The sequence below is a fragment of the Acidovorax sp. HDW3 genome, from assembly GCF_011303755.1.
GTDB lineage: Bacteria > Pseudomonadota > Gammaproteobacteria > Burkholderiales > Burkholderiaceae_C > Paenacidovorax.
This window is the reverse complement of the sequence record NZ_CP049885.1, coordinates 1509513-1524917: the sequence shown is the minus strand read 5'-3', so window position 1 is coordinate 1524917 and position 15405 is coordinate 1509513. Positions and strand designations below refer to the sequence as shown.

Sequence of the window (15405 nt, the reverse complement as noted above, 5' to 3'; positions counted from 1 at the left end):
AGCTTGTGGAAGTCTTATAGAAGACTTAAAGTTAACCCCAAGGGCGAGGCTTTCGCCCGCAGTGTTCAACCCCACCTCTTGGAGTGTTTACATGACCGAATCGAACCGCACGCTGACCCGCGAACAGCAAATCGCCGCCCTGGAAAAAGACTGGGCCACCAACCCCCGCTGGAAGCTGGTCAAGCGCGGCTACAGCGCCGCCGACGTGGTGCGCCTGCGCGGCAGCCTGCAGCCCGAGTACACCCTGGCCAAGAATGGCGCTGAAAAGCTGTGGGAAAAGGTCAACGGCGGCGCCAAGAAGGGCTACGTCAACGCCTTCGGCGCCATCACCGCCGGCCAGGCCATGCAGCAAGCCAAGGCCGGCCTGGAAGCCGTGTACCTGTCGGGCTGGCAAGTCGCTGCCGACGGCAACACGTCCGAAACCATGTACCCCGACCAGTCGCTGTACGCGTACGACTCGGTGCCCACCATGGTGCGCCGCATCAACAACACCTTCAAGCGCGCTGACGAAATCCAGTGGGGCCGTGGCATCAACCCCGGCGACGAAGGTTTCGTGGACTACTTCCTGCCCATCGTGGCGGACGCGGAAGCCGGTTTCGGCGGCGTGCTCAACGCCTTCGAGCTGATGAAGAACATGATCGCCTCCGGCGCTGCCGGCGTGCACTTTGAAGACCAGCTGGCCGCCGTGAAGAAGTGCGGCCACATGGGCGGCAAGGTGTTGGTTCCTACCCGCGAAGCGGTTGAGAAGCTGATCGCTGCCCGTTTCGCTGCCGACGTGATGGGCGTGCCCACCATCGTGCTGGCCCGTACCGATGCCGAGGCCGCCAACTTGCTGACCTCTGACTGCGACGAGAACGATCGTCCGTTCGTGACTGGCGAGCGCACGCAAGAAGGCTTCTACCGCGTCAAGAACGGCCTGGAGCAAGCCATCAGCCGTGGCGTGGCCTACGCCCCCTACGCCGACCTGGTGTGGTGCGAAACCGGCGTGCCGGACATCGGCTTTGCCCGCGAATTTGCACAAGCCGTGCACGCTGCCTGCCCTGGCAAGCTGCTGTCGTACAACTGCTCGCCGTCGTTCAACTGGAAGAAGAACCTCAACGACAGCCAGATCGCTTCCTTCCAGGAAGACCTGTCGGCTCTGGGCTACAAGTACCAGTTCATCACCCTGGCTGGTATCCACGTCAACTGGTACAACACCTTCCAATTCGCCCACGCTTACGCCCGTGGCGAAGGCATGAAGCACTACGTCAACCAGGTGCAAGAGCCTGAGTTTGCCGCACGTGAGAAGGGCTACACCTTCGTGTCGCACCAGCAAGAAGTGGGCGCAGGCTACTTCGACGACGTGACCACCGTGATCCAAGGCGGTTCTTCCAGCGTGAAGGCCCTGACCGGCTCCACCGAAGAAGAGCAGTTCCACTGATCTTCGTGGTGCGGGGAAGGCCCGGAGCTTTGGCTTCGGGCCTTTTGCGTTGGTGCAGGTTAAAATGCACCCTTTCAATACACAAGGGCGAGAAAGGCAATGCTGGTTATGACACCGCGAACTACGACGGAGACCTCCACCAGCCGTTAAGGCTGGCCGTTCGCGCCTGCACGAGAGCTTTTCTCCCCCACATCAAGCGCGGACTGTGTTCCGCGCTTTTTGCTTTAAGGCATCTGAAGCGCGGCAGACCCCACCCTCAGACCCCCAAGGATTTGTTTCCATGCTTCACATCACGCTCCCCGACGGCTCGCAACGCGCATTTCCCGGCCCGGTGACGGTGGCCGAGGTGGCCGCCTCCATCGGCTCTGGCTTGGCCAAGGCGGCCCTGGCCGGCAAGATTGGCGACAAAATCGTTGATACCAGCTACCAAATCACGCAAGACAGCCCGCTGGCCATCGTCACTGCCAAGGATGCCGACGGCCTGGAGGTGATTCGCCACTCCACCGCCCACTTGCTGGCTTACGCCGTCAAAGAGCTGTTCCCGGACGCGCAGGTCACCATCGGCCCGGTGATTGAAAACGGCTTTTATTACGACTTCGCCTACAAGCGCCCGTTCACGCCCGAGGATTTGGTGGCCATCGAAAAGCGCATGACGGAACTGGCCGCCAAGGACGAGCCCGTGGTGCGCCGCGTGCTGCCGCGCGATGAGGCCGTGCAGTACTTCAAGGGCCTGGGCGAGCACTACAAGGCCGAGATCATCGCCAGCATCCCCAGCAACGAGGACGTGAGCCTGTACCGCGAAGGCGCGTTTGAAGACCTGTGCCGTGGCCCGCACGTGCCCAGCACCGGCAAGCTCAAATTCTTCAAGCTGATGAAGGTGGCCGGTGCCTACTGGCGTGGCGACCACCGCAACGAGATGCTGCAGCGCGTCTACGGCACGGCCTGGGCGAGCAAGGACGAGCTGCAGAACTACCTGCACATGCTCGAAGAGGCGGAAAAGCGCGACCACCGCAAACTGGGGCGGGAACTGGATTTGTTCCACATCGACGAGCATTCGCCCGGCACCGTGTTCTGGCACCCCAAGGGCTGGACGCTGTGGCAGCAGGTCGAGCAGTACATGCGCCGCGTCTACCAGGACAACGGCTACCAGGAGGTCAAGGGCCCGCAGATTCTGGACAAGACCCTGTGGGAGAAGACCGGCCACTGGGACAAGTACCGCGAGAACATGTTCATCACCGAGAGCGAAAAGCGCGACTATGCTTTGAAGCCCATGAACTGCCCCGGCCACCTGCTGATCTTCAAGCAGGGCATCAAGAGCTACCGCGACCTGCCGCTGCGCTACGGCGAGTTTGGTCAGTGCCACCGCAACGAACCCACGGGCGGCCTGCACGGCATCATGCGCGTGCGCGGTTTCACGCAGGACGACGGCCACATCTTCTGCACCGAAGACCAGATTCAGCCCGAGGTGCTGGCCTTTACCCAGCTCTTGCAAAAGGTGTACGCCGACTTTGGCTATAGCGACATCATCTACAAAGTGGCCACCCGCCCCGAGGCGCGCATTGGCTCGGACGAGAGCTGGGACAAGGCCGAGGCGGCGCTGATCCACAGCCTGGAGGCTTCGGGCTGCGCGTTTGAGCTCTCGCCCGGCGAAGGCGCGTTCTACGGCCCCAAGATTGAATACACCCTGAAGGACGCCATTGGCCGCCACTGGCAGTGCGGCACCATCCAGGTGGACTTCTCCATGCCCGAGCGCCTGGACGCCGAATACGTGGGCGAGGACGGCAACCGCCACCGCCCGGTGATGCTGCACCGCGCCATCGTCGGCTCGCTCGAACGCTTCCTGGGCATTTTGATCGAGCAGCACGCGGGCGCGCTGCCGGTGTGGCTGGCGCCGGTGCAGGTGGCGGTGCTCAACATCACCGACGCGCAAGGCGATTACTGTCGCGAAATTGCTGCAAAGCTGCAAAAAGCACTGCCGCATCAAGCCCTTAGGGTGGTGACCGATCTGCGCAACGAAAAGATCACGTATAAAATACGCGAGCACGCGCTGCAAAAGCTGCCCTACATCCTCGTCGCGGGCGACAAGGAAAAGGCCGCCGGAGCCGTCGCAGTGCGCGCCCGGGGCAACAAAGACCTGGGTGTGATGTCCCTCGACGCCTTTGTCGAATTGATCGCACAGGACATCGCCTCCAAAGCCTGATTTTTGACGTTAAAACTGGCCTAAGAGCGCACGGGTAGTGCGTGAGCTGCTACGCTTTTCGTAGCATTTTTGATTGAAGGTGAAAACCATCGCTACTGAATTTCGTGACCGTCGCCAGCGCGAGGAGCGCAAGCACCGCCTGAACCGGGAAATCATGGCGCCTGAAGTGCGCCTGTCGGGCCCTGAGAACGAGCCCATCGGCATCGTCAGCCTGCAAGAGGCCCTGCGCATGGCAGGGGAGTTGGACGTGGACCTGGTGGAAATCGCCGCCACGGCCAGCCCGCCTGTCTGCCGCCTGATGGACTACGGCAAGTTCAAGTACCAGGAGCAGAAAAAAGCCGCCGAGGCCAAGGCCAAGCAGACGGTCATCGACATCAAGGAAGTCAAATTCCGCCCCGGTACCGACGATGGCGACTACAACATCAAGCTGCGCAACATCCGCCGCTTTTTGGCCGATGGCGACAAGTGCAAGATCACGCTGCGCTTTCGGGGCCGCGAGATCACGCACCAGGAGCTGGGCCTGGCCCTGCTCAACCGCCTGCGTGACGATCTGGCTGACAGCATCCAGGTCGAGCAGTTCCCCAAGCTCGAAGGCCGCCAGATGATCATGATGATCGCACCGGCGCGCAAGAAGCCGGCGGGCAAGGCCGAAGGTGCTGCAGCCGCAGCGCCGGCAGCAGCGGCTTGATGGTCATCCAAAGAATGGACTGGCGCGGCCCTTGGGGTGGCGCTGGAAAGTCGGTTGGGCCCCTCGGGGCCTGGCTGTAAAAGTGGCTCGGGGCCAACAAGGGGGCAGCAGTGGCTGCCAACGCCTCACGAGCACAACATAAATAGGAGCAGTGACATGCCCAAAATGAAAACCAAGAGCAGCGCGAAGAAGCGTTTTCGCGTTCGTCCGGGTGGAACCGTCAAGCGCGGTCAAGCCTTCAAGCGTCACATCTTGACCAAGAAGACCACCAAGAACAAGCGCCATCTGCGTGGTGCAGTGAACGTGCACGAGACCAATATGGGCTCGATCGCACAGATGCTGCCCGGCATGGGCCTGTAATCAAGACGAACAAGGAGAAAACACATGCCTCGCGTCAAACGTGGTGTAACGGCACGCGCCCGTCACAAAAAAGTTCTTGCCCTGGCCAAGGGTTTCCGTGGCCGCCGTGGCAACGTCTATCGCATCGCCAAACAGGCGGTGATGAAGGCAGGCCAGTACGCCTACCGTGACCGCCGTGCCAAGAAGCGCGTGTTCCGCCGTCTGTGGATTGCCCGTATCAACGCCGGTGTGCGTGAACTGGGCATGACCTACAGCCAGTTCGCCAACGGCCTGAAGAAGGCTGCCATCGAGATCGACCGCAAGATGCTGGCCGACCTCGCCGTGCACGACAAGGCTGCCTTTGGCAGCATCGTGGAACAAGTCAAGGCCAAGCTGGCTGCCGCTTAAGTCACGATCAGCAGCTATTAATTTAATAGCTGCTCGCGCACTACCAATAAGGGCCAGGGCTTGAAAAGGCACTGGCCCTTGTTTTTTTCATGCACCCCGAGAACACCATGAACGAGTTGGATACCCTGGCCGCCAGCGCCCGCGAGCTGTTTGCGCAGGCCGCCACCCCTGTCGAGCTGGAAAACGCCAAGGCCCAGTTTTTGGGCAAGGCCGGCCGCGTGACCGAGCTGATGAAGGGCATGGCCCAGCTCTCTGTCGAAGAGAAAAAAACACGCGGCGCGGCCATCAACGTCGCCAAGCAGGCCATCGAGGCCGCGCTCACCGCCCGGCGCGAGCAGCTGGCCGAAGCCGAGCTGCAGGCCCAATTGCAGGCCGAGGCGCTCGATGTCACCCTGCCTGGGCGCACGCGTGGGCAGGGCGGGCTGCACCCCGTCTCGCGCACGCTCGAGCGCATCGAGGGCATTTTTGGCTCCATGGGTTTTGACGTGGCCCAGGGGCCGGAGATTGAATCGGACTGGTTCAACTTCACCGCGCTGAACACGCCCGAGGATCACCCGGCGCGCTCCATGCACGACACCTTTTACGTCGAAGGCGGCAGCCCCGAGGCGCCCAACCTGCTGCGCACGCACACCAGCCCGATGCAGATTCGCCACGCGGTGCAGCACGTCAAGAAATACCGCGCCCTGCTCGACGCGGGGCAGACCATGCCCGAGATTCGTGTCATCGCCCCGGGCCGCACCTACCGCGTGGATTCGGACGCCACGCACTCGCCCATGTTCCACCAGTGCGAGGGGCTGTGGATTGGCGAGAACGTCAGCTTCAAGGATTTGAAGGTCATCTTCACCGCCTTTTGCCGCACCTTCTTCGAGAGCGACGACCTGGTGCTGCGCTACCGCCCCAGCTTCTTCCCCTTCACCGAGCCCAGCGCCGAGATCGACATCCAGTTCCAAAGCGGCCCGCTGGCCGGCAAGTGGCTGGAGGTGGCCGGCAGCGGCCAGGTGCACCCCAACGTGGTGCGCAACATGGGGCTGGACCCCGAGCGCTACATCGGCTTTGCCTTTGGCATGGGGCCCGATCGCCTGACCATGCTGCGCTACGGCGTCAACGACCTGCGCCTGTTCTTTGATGGCGATATCCGCTTTCTGTCGCAGTTCCGTTAATGGGGGCGGTGAGGCCCCCGAAGAATCATCAAAAAAGAGAGCTGCTCGCGCTTGTCCTGTAAGGGTTTCAGATAGTTTTTATGCTGAAAACAAGGCGCAGAGCGCGCAAACAGCTCATTTTTTAAGAGCACGTCATAGAGTCTGACCATGCAATTTCCTGAATCCTGGTTGCGCGAATTTTGCAACCCGCCGCTGTCCACGCAAGCGCTGGCCGACACCCTGACCATGGCCGGGCTGGAGGTCGAAGAACTCGTCCCCGTTGCCCCGCCGTTCACCAACATCGTCGTCGGTGAAATCAAGGAAGCCGCGCAGCACCCCAACGCCGACCGCCTGCGCGTGTGCCAGGTCGATGTGGGCGGCCCCGCGCTGCTGACCATCGTCTGCGGCGCACCCAATGCGCGCGTGGGCATTCGCGTGCCCTGCGCCCAGGTGGGGGCCGAGCTGCCACCGGGCGAAGACGGCAAGCCCTTCCTCATCAAGGTCGGCAAGCTGCGCGGCGTGGAGAGCTACGGCATGTTGTGCTCGGCCCGCGAGCTCGGCATTGCCGACGACCACGGCGGCCTGCTGGAGCTGCCCCTGGATGCGCCGCTGGGCCAGGACGTGCGCCAGTACCTGCAGCTCGACGACACGCTGTTCACGCTCAAACTCACGCCCAACCTGGCGCACTGCCTGAGCGTCTATGGCATTGCGCGCGAGGTATCGGCCCTGACCGGCGCACCGCTCAAGGCGCTGGACTTTGCGCAGGCCAGCATCGGCACGCCCGACACCTTGCCGGTAGACATTGCCGCCACCGACCTGTGCGGGCGCTTTTCCGGGCGCATCGTGCGCAGCATCAACACCCAGGCGCAAACCCCGGCGTGGATGGTCGAGCGCCTGGCGCGCTGCGGCCAGCGCAGCGTCTCGCCGCTGGTCGATATCTCCAACTACGTCATGTTCGAGCTCGGCCGCCCCAGCCATATTTTTGACCTCGACAAAATCCACGGCGGCCTGCAGGTGCGCTGGGGCCAGGCGGGCGAAACCCTCAAGCTGCTCAACGGCAACACCGTCACCGTGGACGAGAAGGTAGGCGTGATTGCCGACAGCCAGGCCATCGAGTCGCTCGCCGGCATCATGGGCGGCGACGCCACCGCCGTGTCGGACGGTACGCAGAACATCTACATCGAAGCCGCCTTCTGGTGGCCCAAGGCGATTGCCGGGCGCTCGCGGCGCTTTAACTTCTCCACCGACGCTGGCCACCGCTTCGAGCGCGGCGTCGATCCCGAATACACCGTCGAGCACATCGAGCGCATCACCGCCCTGGTGCTGCAAATCTGCGGCACGGCGCAAACCCAGTGCGGCCCCATTACCGACCAGCGCCCCAACACCCCAAAGCCCCAGCCCGTCACGCTGCGCGTGGCGCGTGCGGCCAAGGTCATCGGTATGCCGCTGACGCAGGCGCAATGCGCCAACGCGCTGCGCGGCCTGGGCCTGGCGGTGCAAGAAAAGGGCGATGGGGGCGAAGGCACAGTCACCGTCACGCCGCCGTCGTTCCGCTTTGACCTCACGCTCGAAGAAGACCTGATTGAAGAAGTGGCGCGCATCGTCGGCTACGAAAACCTGCCGACCACGCCGCCGCTGGCACCCACGACGCCCAAGCTGCCGTCCGAGGCCACGCGCAGCCCCTTTGCCGTGCGCCACCTGCTCGCCGGCCTGGGCTACCAGGAAACCATCAACTTCAGCTTCGTCGAAGAACGCTGGGAGCATGAGCTGGCGGGCAATGCCGCGCCCATCAAGCTGCTCAACCCCATTGCCAGCCAGATGAGCGTGATGCGCTCGTCCCTGCTGGGTTCCTTGCTACAGGTTTTGAAGTTCAACCTCGACCGCCGCGCCGAGCGCGTGCGCGTGTTCGAGTTGGGCCGCGTGTTCCTGCGCGACGAGGGCGTGCCAGATTCCGACACCACCGTGCAGGGCTTTCACCAGCCCATGCGCGTCGCCGGTCTGGCCTACGGCAGCGCCGCGCCGCTGCAGTGGGGCAGCAAGGAGCAGGCCGTTGATTTCTACGACGCCAAGGGCGATGTGGAAGCACTGCTTGCCCCCCTGCCAGCGCAGTTCGAGCCCGCTGCGCACCCGGCCATGCACCCTGGGCGTTGCGCCCGCGTGCTCGTCGGCGGCCAGGCGATCGGCTTTGTCGGCGAGCTGCACCCGCGCTGGCGCCAGGGCTGGGACTTGCCGCAGGCGCCGGTGCTGTTCGAGCTCGAACTCGACGCCGTGCTGGCCCGCGCCGTGCCCCAGGCGCGCGCCGTGGCCAAGCACCAGGCGGTGCAGCGCGACATTGCCGTGGTCGTGGCCGAGGGCGTCACCCACGCCCAAGTGCAGGCCGCCATTGCCGCCGCCTCGCCCACCGTGCGCAGCGCCGTGCTGTTTGATGTCTATCGCCCCAAGCCGCTGCGCGCTGGTGAACAGCCCGCTGCCGGCGCACTGCAGCCGGGCGAGAAAAGCCTGGCTCTGCGCCTGACGCTGGCGCAGGACGACGCGCAATTGAGCGATGTGGACATCGACGCCGCAGTGCAAGCCGTGCTCGCGCAACTGGCCGAGCGCACCGGCGCCAAGCTGCGCGGCTGATGGTGACCTTGCAACATTGCATGAAGCACGGCATGACCGAAGGAGCCCGTTCGTGATGGAATTTGTCGATAGCCTGGAAAGCAACGCCTTGACCAAGGCGCAGCTGGCAGATCTGCTGTTTGACCAGATCGGCCTGAACAAGCGCGAATCCAAAGACATGGTCGATGCATTTTTTGATCTGCTGGTGCAGCGCCTGGTGCAGGGGCAGGACGTCAAGCTCTCGGGCTTTGGCAACTTCCAAATCCGCACCAAGGCCCCGCGCCCCGGGCGCAACCCGCGCACCGGGGAGTCCATCCCCATCGAGGCGCGGCGCGTGGTCACCTTCCACGCCAGCAGCAAGCTCAAAGAGCAGATTCAGGACGCAGCTGGCATCGGCTAAGCTGCCGGGTTCAATCACTGCTGCCGGCGACACCATCATGGGCCCCTTGCTCGCACCGATTCCTGCCAAACGCTACTTCACCATCGGCGAAGTGGCGCAGTTGTGCGGCGTCAAGCCCCACGTGCTGCGCTACTGGGAGCAGGAATTTACCCAGTTGCGCCCCATGAAGCGCCGGGGCAACCGGCGCTACTACCAGCACCACGAAGTGCTCATGATCCGGCGCATCCGCGATCTGCTCTACGACCAGGGCTTCACCATCAGCGGCGCACGCAACCGCCTGCAGGAGTGGGCCCTGGACGGTACGCCAGACGAGGGCGCAGAACCCAACGCTTCGCCCCCGTCGAACGCCTTGCCAAATGCGCCCCCCACCAGGCCACTGGCCCTGCGCCAGGAATTATTGGAACTTCGTGCCCTTCTTTCTTTTTGAGCTAAAAATTGTGTATATAATCTAAGTCTTGTCGGCGTGTAGCGCAGCCTGGTAGCGCACTTGCATGGGGTGCAAGGGGTCGCGAGTTCGAATCCCGCCACGCCGACCATTTATTCAAATCGCCTAGCTTTGTAAAAAAGCTAGGCGATTTTTTTTGTGCAAAAAAAATCGCCCTGGGCGTTTGAATCGCCAGGGCGTGGGTTGGGGCTGCGTTATAGGTTGGCGTTAGCGCCCCAGGAGTTTGGCCAGCCAGCCTTTTTTCTGCTGCCGCTGCTCGATTTCCTGCAGCAACTCGGCCTTGAGTTTGGCTTTTTCTCCGGCGGGACTATTTTCGCGGGCCATGCGCAGATAGGTTTTGGCCGCGTCCACGTAGCCGTGGTCTTCATTGCGGATGTGGTTGAAGAGCCAGCGCGAGAGCATTCCGTGCAGCTCGGCGGTCACGTCTTCGCCGGCGTCGAAGCGCGATTGCATTTCGGCCACGCGGCGGGTGAACAGGTCGTGCACTTTCTTGTGCGGGCCGGCAAACATATAGCCGGCGTTTTCGATCAGCGCTTCTTCAAAAACAAAGTGCGAGATGGTGTAGTCCACCATTTCGGCGATGACGTCGCCCAGGGCCTCGCGATCCGGGGTGTTGCGCAGTTCATAGAGCTTGTTGATGTAGTCCACGATGCGCCGGTGCTGCCGGTCGATTTCGTCGATACCGGTGTCCAGGTCGGGAACCCAGGTGAGGATGGCCACAAAAATTCTCCAAATTCCAAGAATGGGGCGGAGTATGGCGGCGCCCGCCGTTTTCTGTCTTGATGCAAGTCATGATTGCTCTTTGCATGGATCAAGACGGCGGCGGACGCCTGTGGCGGGTGAATTTACATGCGCTCAAAAATCGCGGCAATGCCTTGGCCGCCGCCGATGCACATCGTCACCAGCGCGTAGCGGCCCTGGATGCGCTGGAGCTCGTGCAGTGCCTTGACGGTGATGACCGCGCCGGTGGCGCCGATGGGGTGGCCCAGCGAGATGCCCGAGCCGTTGGGGTTGACCTTGGCGGGGTCGAGCCCCAGGTCGCGCGTGACGGCGCAGGCCTGGGCGGCAAAGGCTTCGTTGGCTTCGATCACGTCCAGATCATGGACCGTCAGGCCGGCTTTTTTCAGCGCCAGCTGCGTGGCGGGCACGGGGCCGATGCCCATGTACTGAGGATCGACGCCGGCGTGGGCATAGGCCACCAGGCGCGCCAGGGGCTTGGCGCCACGGGCCTGGGCGGTTTTGGCGTCCATCAGCACCACGGCGGCAGCGGCGTCGTTGATGCCCGAGGCGTTGCCGGCGGTGACGGTGCCGTTTTCCTTCAGGAACACGGGCTTGAGCTTGGCCATGTCCTCCATCGTGGCGTTGGCGCGGAAATGCTCGTCGGTGCTGTAGGCGACCTCGCCTTTCTTGCTCTTGAGCATCACCGGCACGATTTGGTCTTTGAAGTAACCGGCCTCGGTGGCTTTTTGCGCGCGACGTTGGCTTTCGACGGCGAGCTGGTCTTGCTCCTCGCGGCTAATGCCCCACTTGGCGGCGATGTTCTCGGCCGTCACGCCCATGTGGATGTTCTGGAACGGGTCGTGCAGCGCGCCGATCATCATGTCGATCATTTTCATGTCGCCCATGCGTGCACCCCAGCGGCTGGTGAGGCTGGCGTAGGGGGCGCGGCTCATGTTCTCGGCGCCGGCGCCAATGGCGATATCGCAATCGCCAAGCAAGATGGCCTGGCTGGCGCTGACGATGGCCTGCAGGCCCGAGCCGCACAGGCGGTTGACGTTGAACGCCGGCGTGCCTTGCACGCAGCCGCCATTGAGGGCCGCGACGCGCGAGAGGTACATGTCCTTGGGCTCGGTGTTGACCACATGGCCGAAGACGACGTGGCCCACGTCCTGGCCCTCGACGCTGGCGCGCGCGAGCGATTCACGCACCACGGTGGCGCCGAGCTGGGTGGGGGGCACATCTTTGAGGCTGCCGCCAAAGGTGCCAATGGCGGTGCGCACGGCGCTGACGACGACGACTTCACGGGTCATGGGAAATACTCCTGTGGTTGAGGTAAAAATCGGGCTCTAGCGCTTGCTGAATAAGCGTGAGCAGCTATCAATAACATAGCATTCACCCTGCGGCTCAGGGCGTGCGCACGTCGGCCACGGCGGCCTGGCCAAAGTCTGGCCTTGCCAGCCAGGCGAGCACGCGGGCGGCGGCGCTGGTGCTGTCGGTGAGCTCGCCGCTGTGGTGCAGGGCGGCAAAGCGCTCCTGGTCGGGGAAGTGGGTTGCGCTGGCGCTGCGCAGTTGCAGCTGCATGTCGGTGTCGATCACGCCCGGCGCCAGGGCGCAGACGCGCGCGCCGTGGGGCTTGGCGGCTTCTTCCAGCGCCAGGCAGCGGCTGAAATGATCGAGCCCGGCCTTGGCGGCGCAGTAGGGAGCCTGCGCGGCCATGGGGCGGCGGCCCAGGCCAGACGAGATATTGAGCAGCTTGCGCGGCAGGCCCCAATCTTCGGTGGCGGCGAGGAAGGCGGCGCTCAGCAGCATGGGCGCTTCGAGCCCCACGCGCAGGGCGTTGGCGATGCCGTTCAGGTCGTCGCTGGCAGCGCAATCGGCCAGCGGTGCAATGCGGGGCATGACGCCGGCGTTGTTGATGAGCGTGGCACTGGCGTAGCGTGCCGGCGCCAGGCCCTGCAGCCAGGCGTGCAGCTTTTGCGCCGCCTGTGCGCCCTGGGCCAGGTCCAGCGGCCATTGTTCGAGCAGTGCCCCGGGCGGGGCCTGTAGCGTGGTGCTGGGCTGGCGGGCGATGCACAGCAGGTGCTGGCCCGGCTGCAGCAGCTGCGCGGCCATGGCCAGGCCCATGCCACGCGAGCTGCCGGTGAGGATGTACAGGTGAAAAACGCTCATGCGCCCATGGTAGCGGCCAGCAGCGCCTGCCAGGGCGCGCCGAAGTCGGCGGGCGATTGCCATTGCTGCCAGCTGCCGCTGCCTGGATGCGCCAATCCCAGGCGGTGCGCGTGCAGCAGCAGGCGTGGCGCCTGGGCCTGGGTGGCGGCGTCGGCGTAGAGAGAATCCCCCAAAATGGGGTGGCCGTGGTGCGCCAGGTGCAGGCGCAGCTGGTGCGAGCGCCCGGTCAGGGGTTCGAGTTCGAGCACGCTGGTGTCGCTTTGGCGCTCGTAGCCCAGGCTGCGCCAGCGCGTCTGGCTGGGTTTGCCGTGCTCCCAATCGACTTTTTGCAGCGGGCGGTGCGGCCAGTCGCAGATCAGCGGCAGGTCGATCAGGCCCCAGCCGTCGGCATCGGTGGGCAGGGCCGGCTGGCCGCGCACCACGGCCAGGTACTGCTTGTGCACGCGCCGCTCGGCAAAGGCCAGGCTCAGGTCGCGCTGCGCCTGGGCGTGGCGCGCCATGAGCACCAGGCCGGAGGTGGGCTGGTCGAGCCGGTGCACGATGAGCGCGCCGGGCCACTGCGCCTGGGCGCGCTCGCTCAGGCAGTCCTGCTTGTCCGGGCCGCGCCCGGGCACGCACAGCAGGCCGCTGGGTTTGTCCAGCACCAGCATATCGGCGTCTTGGGACCAGCAGTGCAGCGCTGGTGCGGGCTCACTGGGCTTCATGGATGAGGCGATCGACGGTGGTGCAGAGCTCGTCCACATCGTTGGGCTTGTGGATCAGCGCGCGCGCGCCGGCGGCGAGGGCGGCTTGCTCGATCTCGGCGGTGACGTAGCCCGAGGCCAGGGCCACGGGCAGCTGCGGGCGGATGGCGCGGGCGGCGTGCAGCACCTCGACGCCGGAGTAGCCGGGCATGTTGTAGTCGGTCACCAGCAGGTCGTAGCGCTCAGGATTTTCTTGCAGCGCGGCCATGGCCTCGTGCGGGTCGGTGTAGCCGCTGACCTCGTAGCCGCGCCGGCGCAGCAGGCGCTGCACCAAAAAGACCAGCGCCTGGTCGTCGTCCACGTACAGGATGTGGTGCGTGCGCGCGCCCTGTGGCGCTGGCGCTGGCGGCGGGCTGCTGGGGGCGGCGGCGGGTTGGGGCTGGGCCTCGCCGGCGGCCGGAAAGTACAGGGTAAAGCGCGTGCCCTCGCCGGGCACGCTGTGCACGTCGATGGCGCCGCCGTGGGTGCGCATCACGCCGTGTACCACGGGCAGGCCCAGGCCCGTGCCCTGGCCGACGGGCTTGGTGGTGAAGAAGGGCTCGAAGATGCGCGAGAGCGTGGCGCTGTCGATGCCGGGGCCGCTGTCTTGCACGTCCAGCGCAACGTAGTCGCCCGGCGGCAGGCCCAGGCGCTCGCACCGGTGCGGCGCGGGGTGCTCCAGGCGTGCTTGCACCACGATGCTGCCGCGTTGCTCGCCAATGGCGTGCACGGCGTTGGTGCACAGGTTGAGCACGGCCTGCTCGATCTGCGTCACGTCGGCCAGGATGGGCGGCAGCTGCGCTGGTGCCTGCACTTGCAGCTCGATGGTGGGCGGCAGCGTCACGCGCAGCAGGCGGGCGGTGTCTTGCATGACTTCGGCCATTTGCACCGGGCTGCGCTGCAGCGGCTCGTTGCGGCTGAAGGTGAGGATCTGGCGCACCAGGTCGCGCGCGCGCCGGCCGGCTTTTTCGATCTCGCGCAGGCTCTCCAGAATGGGGGAGTCGGGGCTTTGCGCCAGCGCGTCGGCTTTGGCCAGTTCGGCGTTGCCGAGGATGGCGCTCAAGATGTTGTTGAAGTCGTGCGCAATGCCGCCGGCCATGGTGCCCACGGCCTGCATCTTGTGCGATTCGCGCAGCTGCGCTTCGAGTTCGGTGCGCCGGGCCTCGGCTTTTTTGCGCCCGGTCAGGTCGCGCGCGAAGACGGTGGTGGTTTCGCCCTCGCTGTGGCGCTCGAAGCTGATGCTGACCTCCACCGCCAGCACGCCGCCGGTGGCGGTGCACGCCTGCATTTCCCCGAGCACCGCCTGGGTGGCGATCTGGTTGAGGTCCAGCGCCTGCGCCACCTCGGGCAAAAAGCGCTGCAGCGGGCTGCCCAGGGCGTCGCTGGTGGCGCACTGGAACAGCGCTGCCGCCGTCGGGTTGAAGACCGTGATGCGCTGGTGCTGATCGACGCAGATGATGGCGTCGAGCGCGGAGTTGATGACCGCCTCCAGGCGCCGCTCGCTGGCGTGCAGCTGCTCGTTGCGCTGCTGCAGCGTCTGGCGCTCGGCAATCAAGGGCCCTTGGTCGATGACGGCGCACAGGTACTGGCGCAGCGGCAGCAGGCTGCCCTGGGGCGCTTCGATGCAGGCGATGTGCAAGTCGCCCGTCATGCGCACCTGGGGGCTGATGTGAAACAGCACCTCCGAGGTGTCGGCGCGGCCCTGCGCGCGTGCGGTGAGGAAGGCGCGGCGCACGCGCTCGGTGTCGGGCGCGCTGACGAAGGGCATGAGCGAGATCAGCCCCGGGTCTTGCTCGGTGGGCTGGAACGAGCGGTGCGCCATGGAGTTGGCCTGCACCACCATGTCGTGCTCGTCGATCACCATCAGCGCCAGCGGCACGCTGGAGAACAGCGCCTCGAAGCGCTCGGAGGCACTCTCGGCCGAGGACTGGCTAAAGCGCAGCACCTTGTTTTGCGTCTCCAGCTCGAACTGGTAGTTGCGCAGCTCGTTGACCAGCTCTTGCATGGCGTCGTGCGGCTGCGCTGCTGGGGCGCTGCTGTGGGGCTGCAGCGCTGCGCCAGCGCTGTCGCCCTCGTCGGTATCCGCCGGCGGGTGCTGAAAGAGAAAGGAAAGGTCTGGGCGGCTCATGGTGGACGCGGCAAGCAAAGGCGGCT

14 protein-coding genes and 1 tRNA gene are annotated in these 15405 nt (G+C 64.8%); 10 read left to right on the top strand and 5 right to left on the bottom strand.

From position 1 onward, the window contains the following. Positions 1-91 precede the first annotated feature (91 nt). From aceA to G7045_RS06775, 10 genes are all read left to right on the top strand, one after another. Positions 92-1420 (top strand): isocitrate lyase, encoded by a 1329-nt coding sequence (gene aceA, locus G7045_RS06820; RefSeq protein ID WP_166158942.1) that lies wholly within the window; start codon positions 92-94, stop codon positions 1418-1420. 280 nt (positions 1421-1700) lie between these two features. Further along, on the top strand, positions 1701-3620 hold the full coding sequence (thrS, locus tag G7045_RS06815; protein ID WP_166158941.1) for a threonine--tRNA ligase: 1920 nt from the start codon (positions 1701-1703) through the stop codon (positions 3618-3620). 79 nt (positions 3621-3699) lie between these two features. Further along, a complete protein-coding gene (infC, locus tag G7045_RS06810) occupies positions 3700-4308 on the top strand; it encodes a translation initiation factor IF-3 (RefSeq protein WP_205737217.1) in 609 nt (202 codons plus the stop codon). A 156-nt stretch (positions 4309-4464) separates the two neighbouring features. Further along, positions 4465-4668, top strand: coding sequence for a 50S ribosomal protein L35 (gene rpmI, locus G7045_RS06805; RefSeq protein WP_166158940.1), 204 nt, complete (start codon positions 4465-4467; stop codon positions 4666-4668). 24 nt (positions 4669-4692) lie between these two features. Beyond that, entirely contained in the window at positions 4693-5055 is a 363-nt protein-coding gene (gene rplT / locus G7045_RS06800) for a 50S ribosomal protein L20 (RefSeq protein WP_166158939.1), read from the top strand. A gap of 107 nt (positions 5056-5162) precedes the next feature. Next, positions 5163-6215 (top strand): phenylalanine--tRNA ligase subunit alpha, encoded by a 1053-nt coding sequence (gene pheS, locus G7045_RS06795; RefSeq protein ID WP_166158938.1) that lies wholly within the window; start codon positions 5163-5165, stop codon positions 6213-6215. A 147-nt stretch (positions 6216-6362) separates the two neighbouring features. Beyond that, a complete protein-coding gene (pheT, locus tag G7045_RS06790) occupies positions 6363-8816 on the top strand; it encodes a phenylalanine--tRNA ligase subunit beta (RefSeq protein WP_166158937.1) in 2454 nt (817 codons plus the stop codon). 55 nt (positions 8817-8871) lie between these two features. Continuing rightward, positions 8872-9195 carry an integration host factor subunit alpha gene (locus G7045_RS06785; RefSeq protein ID WP_166158936.1) on the top strand — a complete coding sequence of 108 codons (324 nt, stop codon included), beginning with the start codon at positions 8872-8874 and terminating at the stop codon, positions 9193-9195. 37 nt (positions 9196-9232) lie between these two features. Further along, a complete protein-coding gene (locus G7045_RS06780; protein WP_166158935.1) occupies positions 9233-9622 on the top strand; it encodes a MerR family transcriptional regulator in 390 nt (129 codons plus the stop codon). A gap of 32 nt (positions 9623-9654) precedes the next feature. Beyond that, positions 9655-9731 (top strand) — tRNA-Pro (locus tag G7045_RS06775). A gap of 116 nt (positions 9732-9847) precedes the next feature. Here G7045_RS06775 and G7045_RS06770 read toward each other — a convergent pair. From G7045_RS06770 to G7045_RS06750, 5 genes are all read right to left on the bottom strand, one after another. Further along, positions 9848-10360, bottom strand: coding sequence for a bacteriohemerythrin (locus G7045_RS06770; protein WP_166158934.1), 513 nt, complete (start codon positions 10358-10360; stop codon positions 9848-9850). A gap of 125 nt (positions 10361-10485) precedes the next feature. Continuing rightward, positions 10486-11670, bottom strand: coding sequence for a beta-ketothiolase BktB (bktB, locus tag G7045_RS06765; protein WP_166158933.1), 1185 nt, complete (start codon positions 11668-11670; stop codon positions 10486-10488). A 94-nt stretch (positions 11671-11764) separates the two neighbouring features. Beyond that, positions 11765-12529, bottom strand: coding sequence for an SDR family NAD(P)-dependent oxidoreductase (locus G7045_RS06760; protein ID WP_166158932.1), 765 nt, complete (start codon positions 12527-12529; stop codon positions 11765-11767). Then, positions 12526-13233 (bottom strand): RluA family pseudouridine synthase, encoded by a 708-nt coding sequence (locus G7045_RS06755; RefSeq protein ID WP_166158931.1) that lies wholly within the window; start codon positions 13231-13233, stop codon positions 12526-12528. Before G7045_RS06755 ends, G7045_RS06760 begins: the two co-directional genes overlap by 4 nt. After that, on the bottom strand, positions 13220-15379 hold the full coding sequence (locus tag G7045_RS06750) for a PAS domain-containing sensor histidine kinase (RefSeq protein ID WP_166158930.1): 2160 nt from the start codon (positions 15377-15379) through the stop codon (positions 13220-13222). The genes G7045_RS06755 and G7045_RS06750 overlap by 14 nt, the downstream gene beginning before the upstream one ends. Between the last annotated feature and the right edge of the window lie 26 nt (positions 15380-15405).

Bases quoted from the DNA above. Each gene is read 5' to 3' on its own strand.
- aceA (WP_166158942.1), top strand. From the start codon at position 92: ATGACCGAATCGAACCGCACGCTGACCCGCGAACAGCAAATCGCCGCC.
- thrS (WP_166158941.1), top strand. From the start codon at position 1,701: ATGCTTCACATCACGCTCCCCGACGGCTCGCAACGCGCATTTCCCGGC.
- rpmI (WP_166158940.1), top strand. From the start codon at position 4,465: ATGCCCAAAATGAAAACCAAGAGCAGCGCGAAGAAGCGTTTTCGCGTT.
- rplT (WP_166158939.1), top strand. From the start codon at position 4,693: ATGCCTCGCGTCAAACGTGGTGTAACGGCACGCGCCCGTCACAAAAAA.
- pheS (WP_166158938.1), top strand. From the start codon at position 5,163: ATGAACGAGTTGGATACCCTGGCCGCCAGCGCCCGCGAGCTGTTTGCG.
- pheT (WP_166158937.1), top strand. From the start codon at position 6,363: ATGCAATTTCCTGAATCCTGGTTGCGCGAATTTTGCAACCCGCCGCTG.
- G7045_RS06785 (WP_166158936.1), top strand. From the start codon at position 8,872: ATGGAATTTGTCGATAGCCTGGAAAGCAACGCCTTGACCAAGGCGCAG.
- G7045_RS06780 (WP_166158935.1), top strand. From the start codon at position 9,233: ATGGGCCCCTTGCTCGCACCGATTCCTGCCAAACGCTACTTCACCATC.
- bktB (WP_166158933.1), bottom strand. From the start codon at position 11,670: ATGACCCGTGAAGTCGTCGTCGTCAGCGCCGTGCGCACCGCCATTGGC.
- G7045_RS06760 (WP_166158932.1), bottom strand. From the start codon at position 12,529: ATGAGCGTTTTTCACCTGTACATCCTCACCGGCAGCTCGCGTGGCATG.
- G7045_RS06755 (WP_166158931.1), bottom strand. From the start codon at position 13,233: ATGAAGCCCAGTGAGCCCGCACCAGCGCTGCACTGCTGGTCCCAAGAC.
- G7045_RS06750 (WP_166158930.1), bottom strand. From the start codon at position 15,379: ATGAGCCGCCCAGACCTTTCCTTTCTCTTTCAGCACCCGCCGGCGGAT.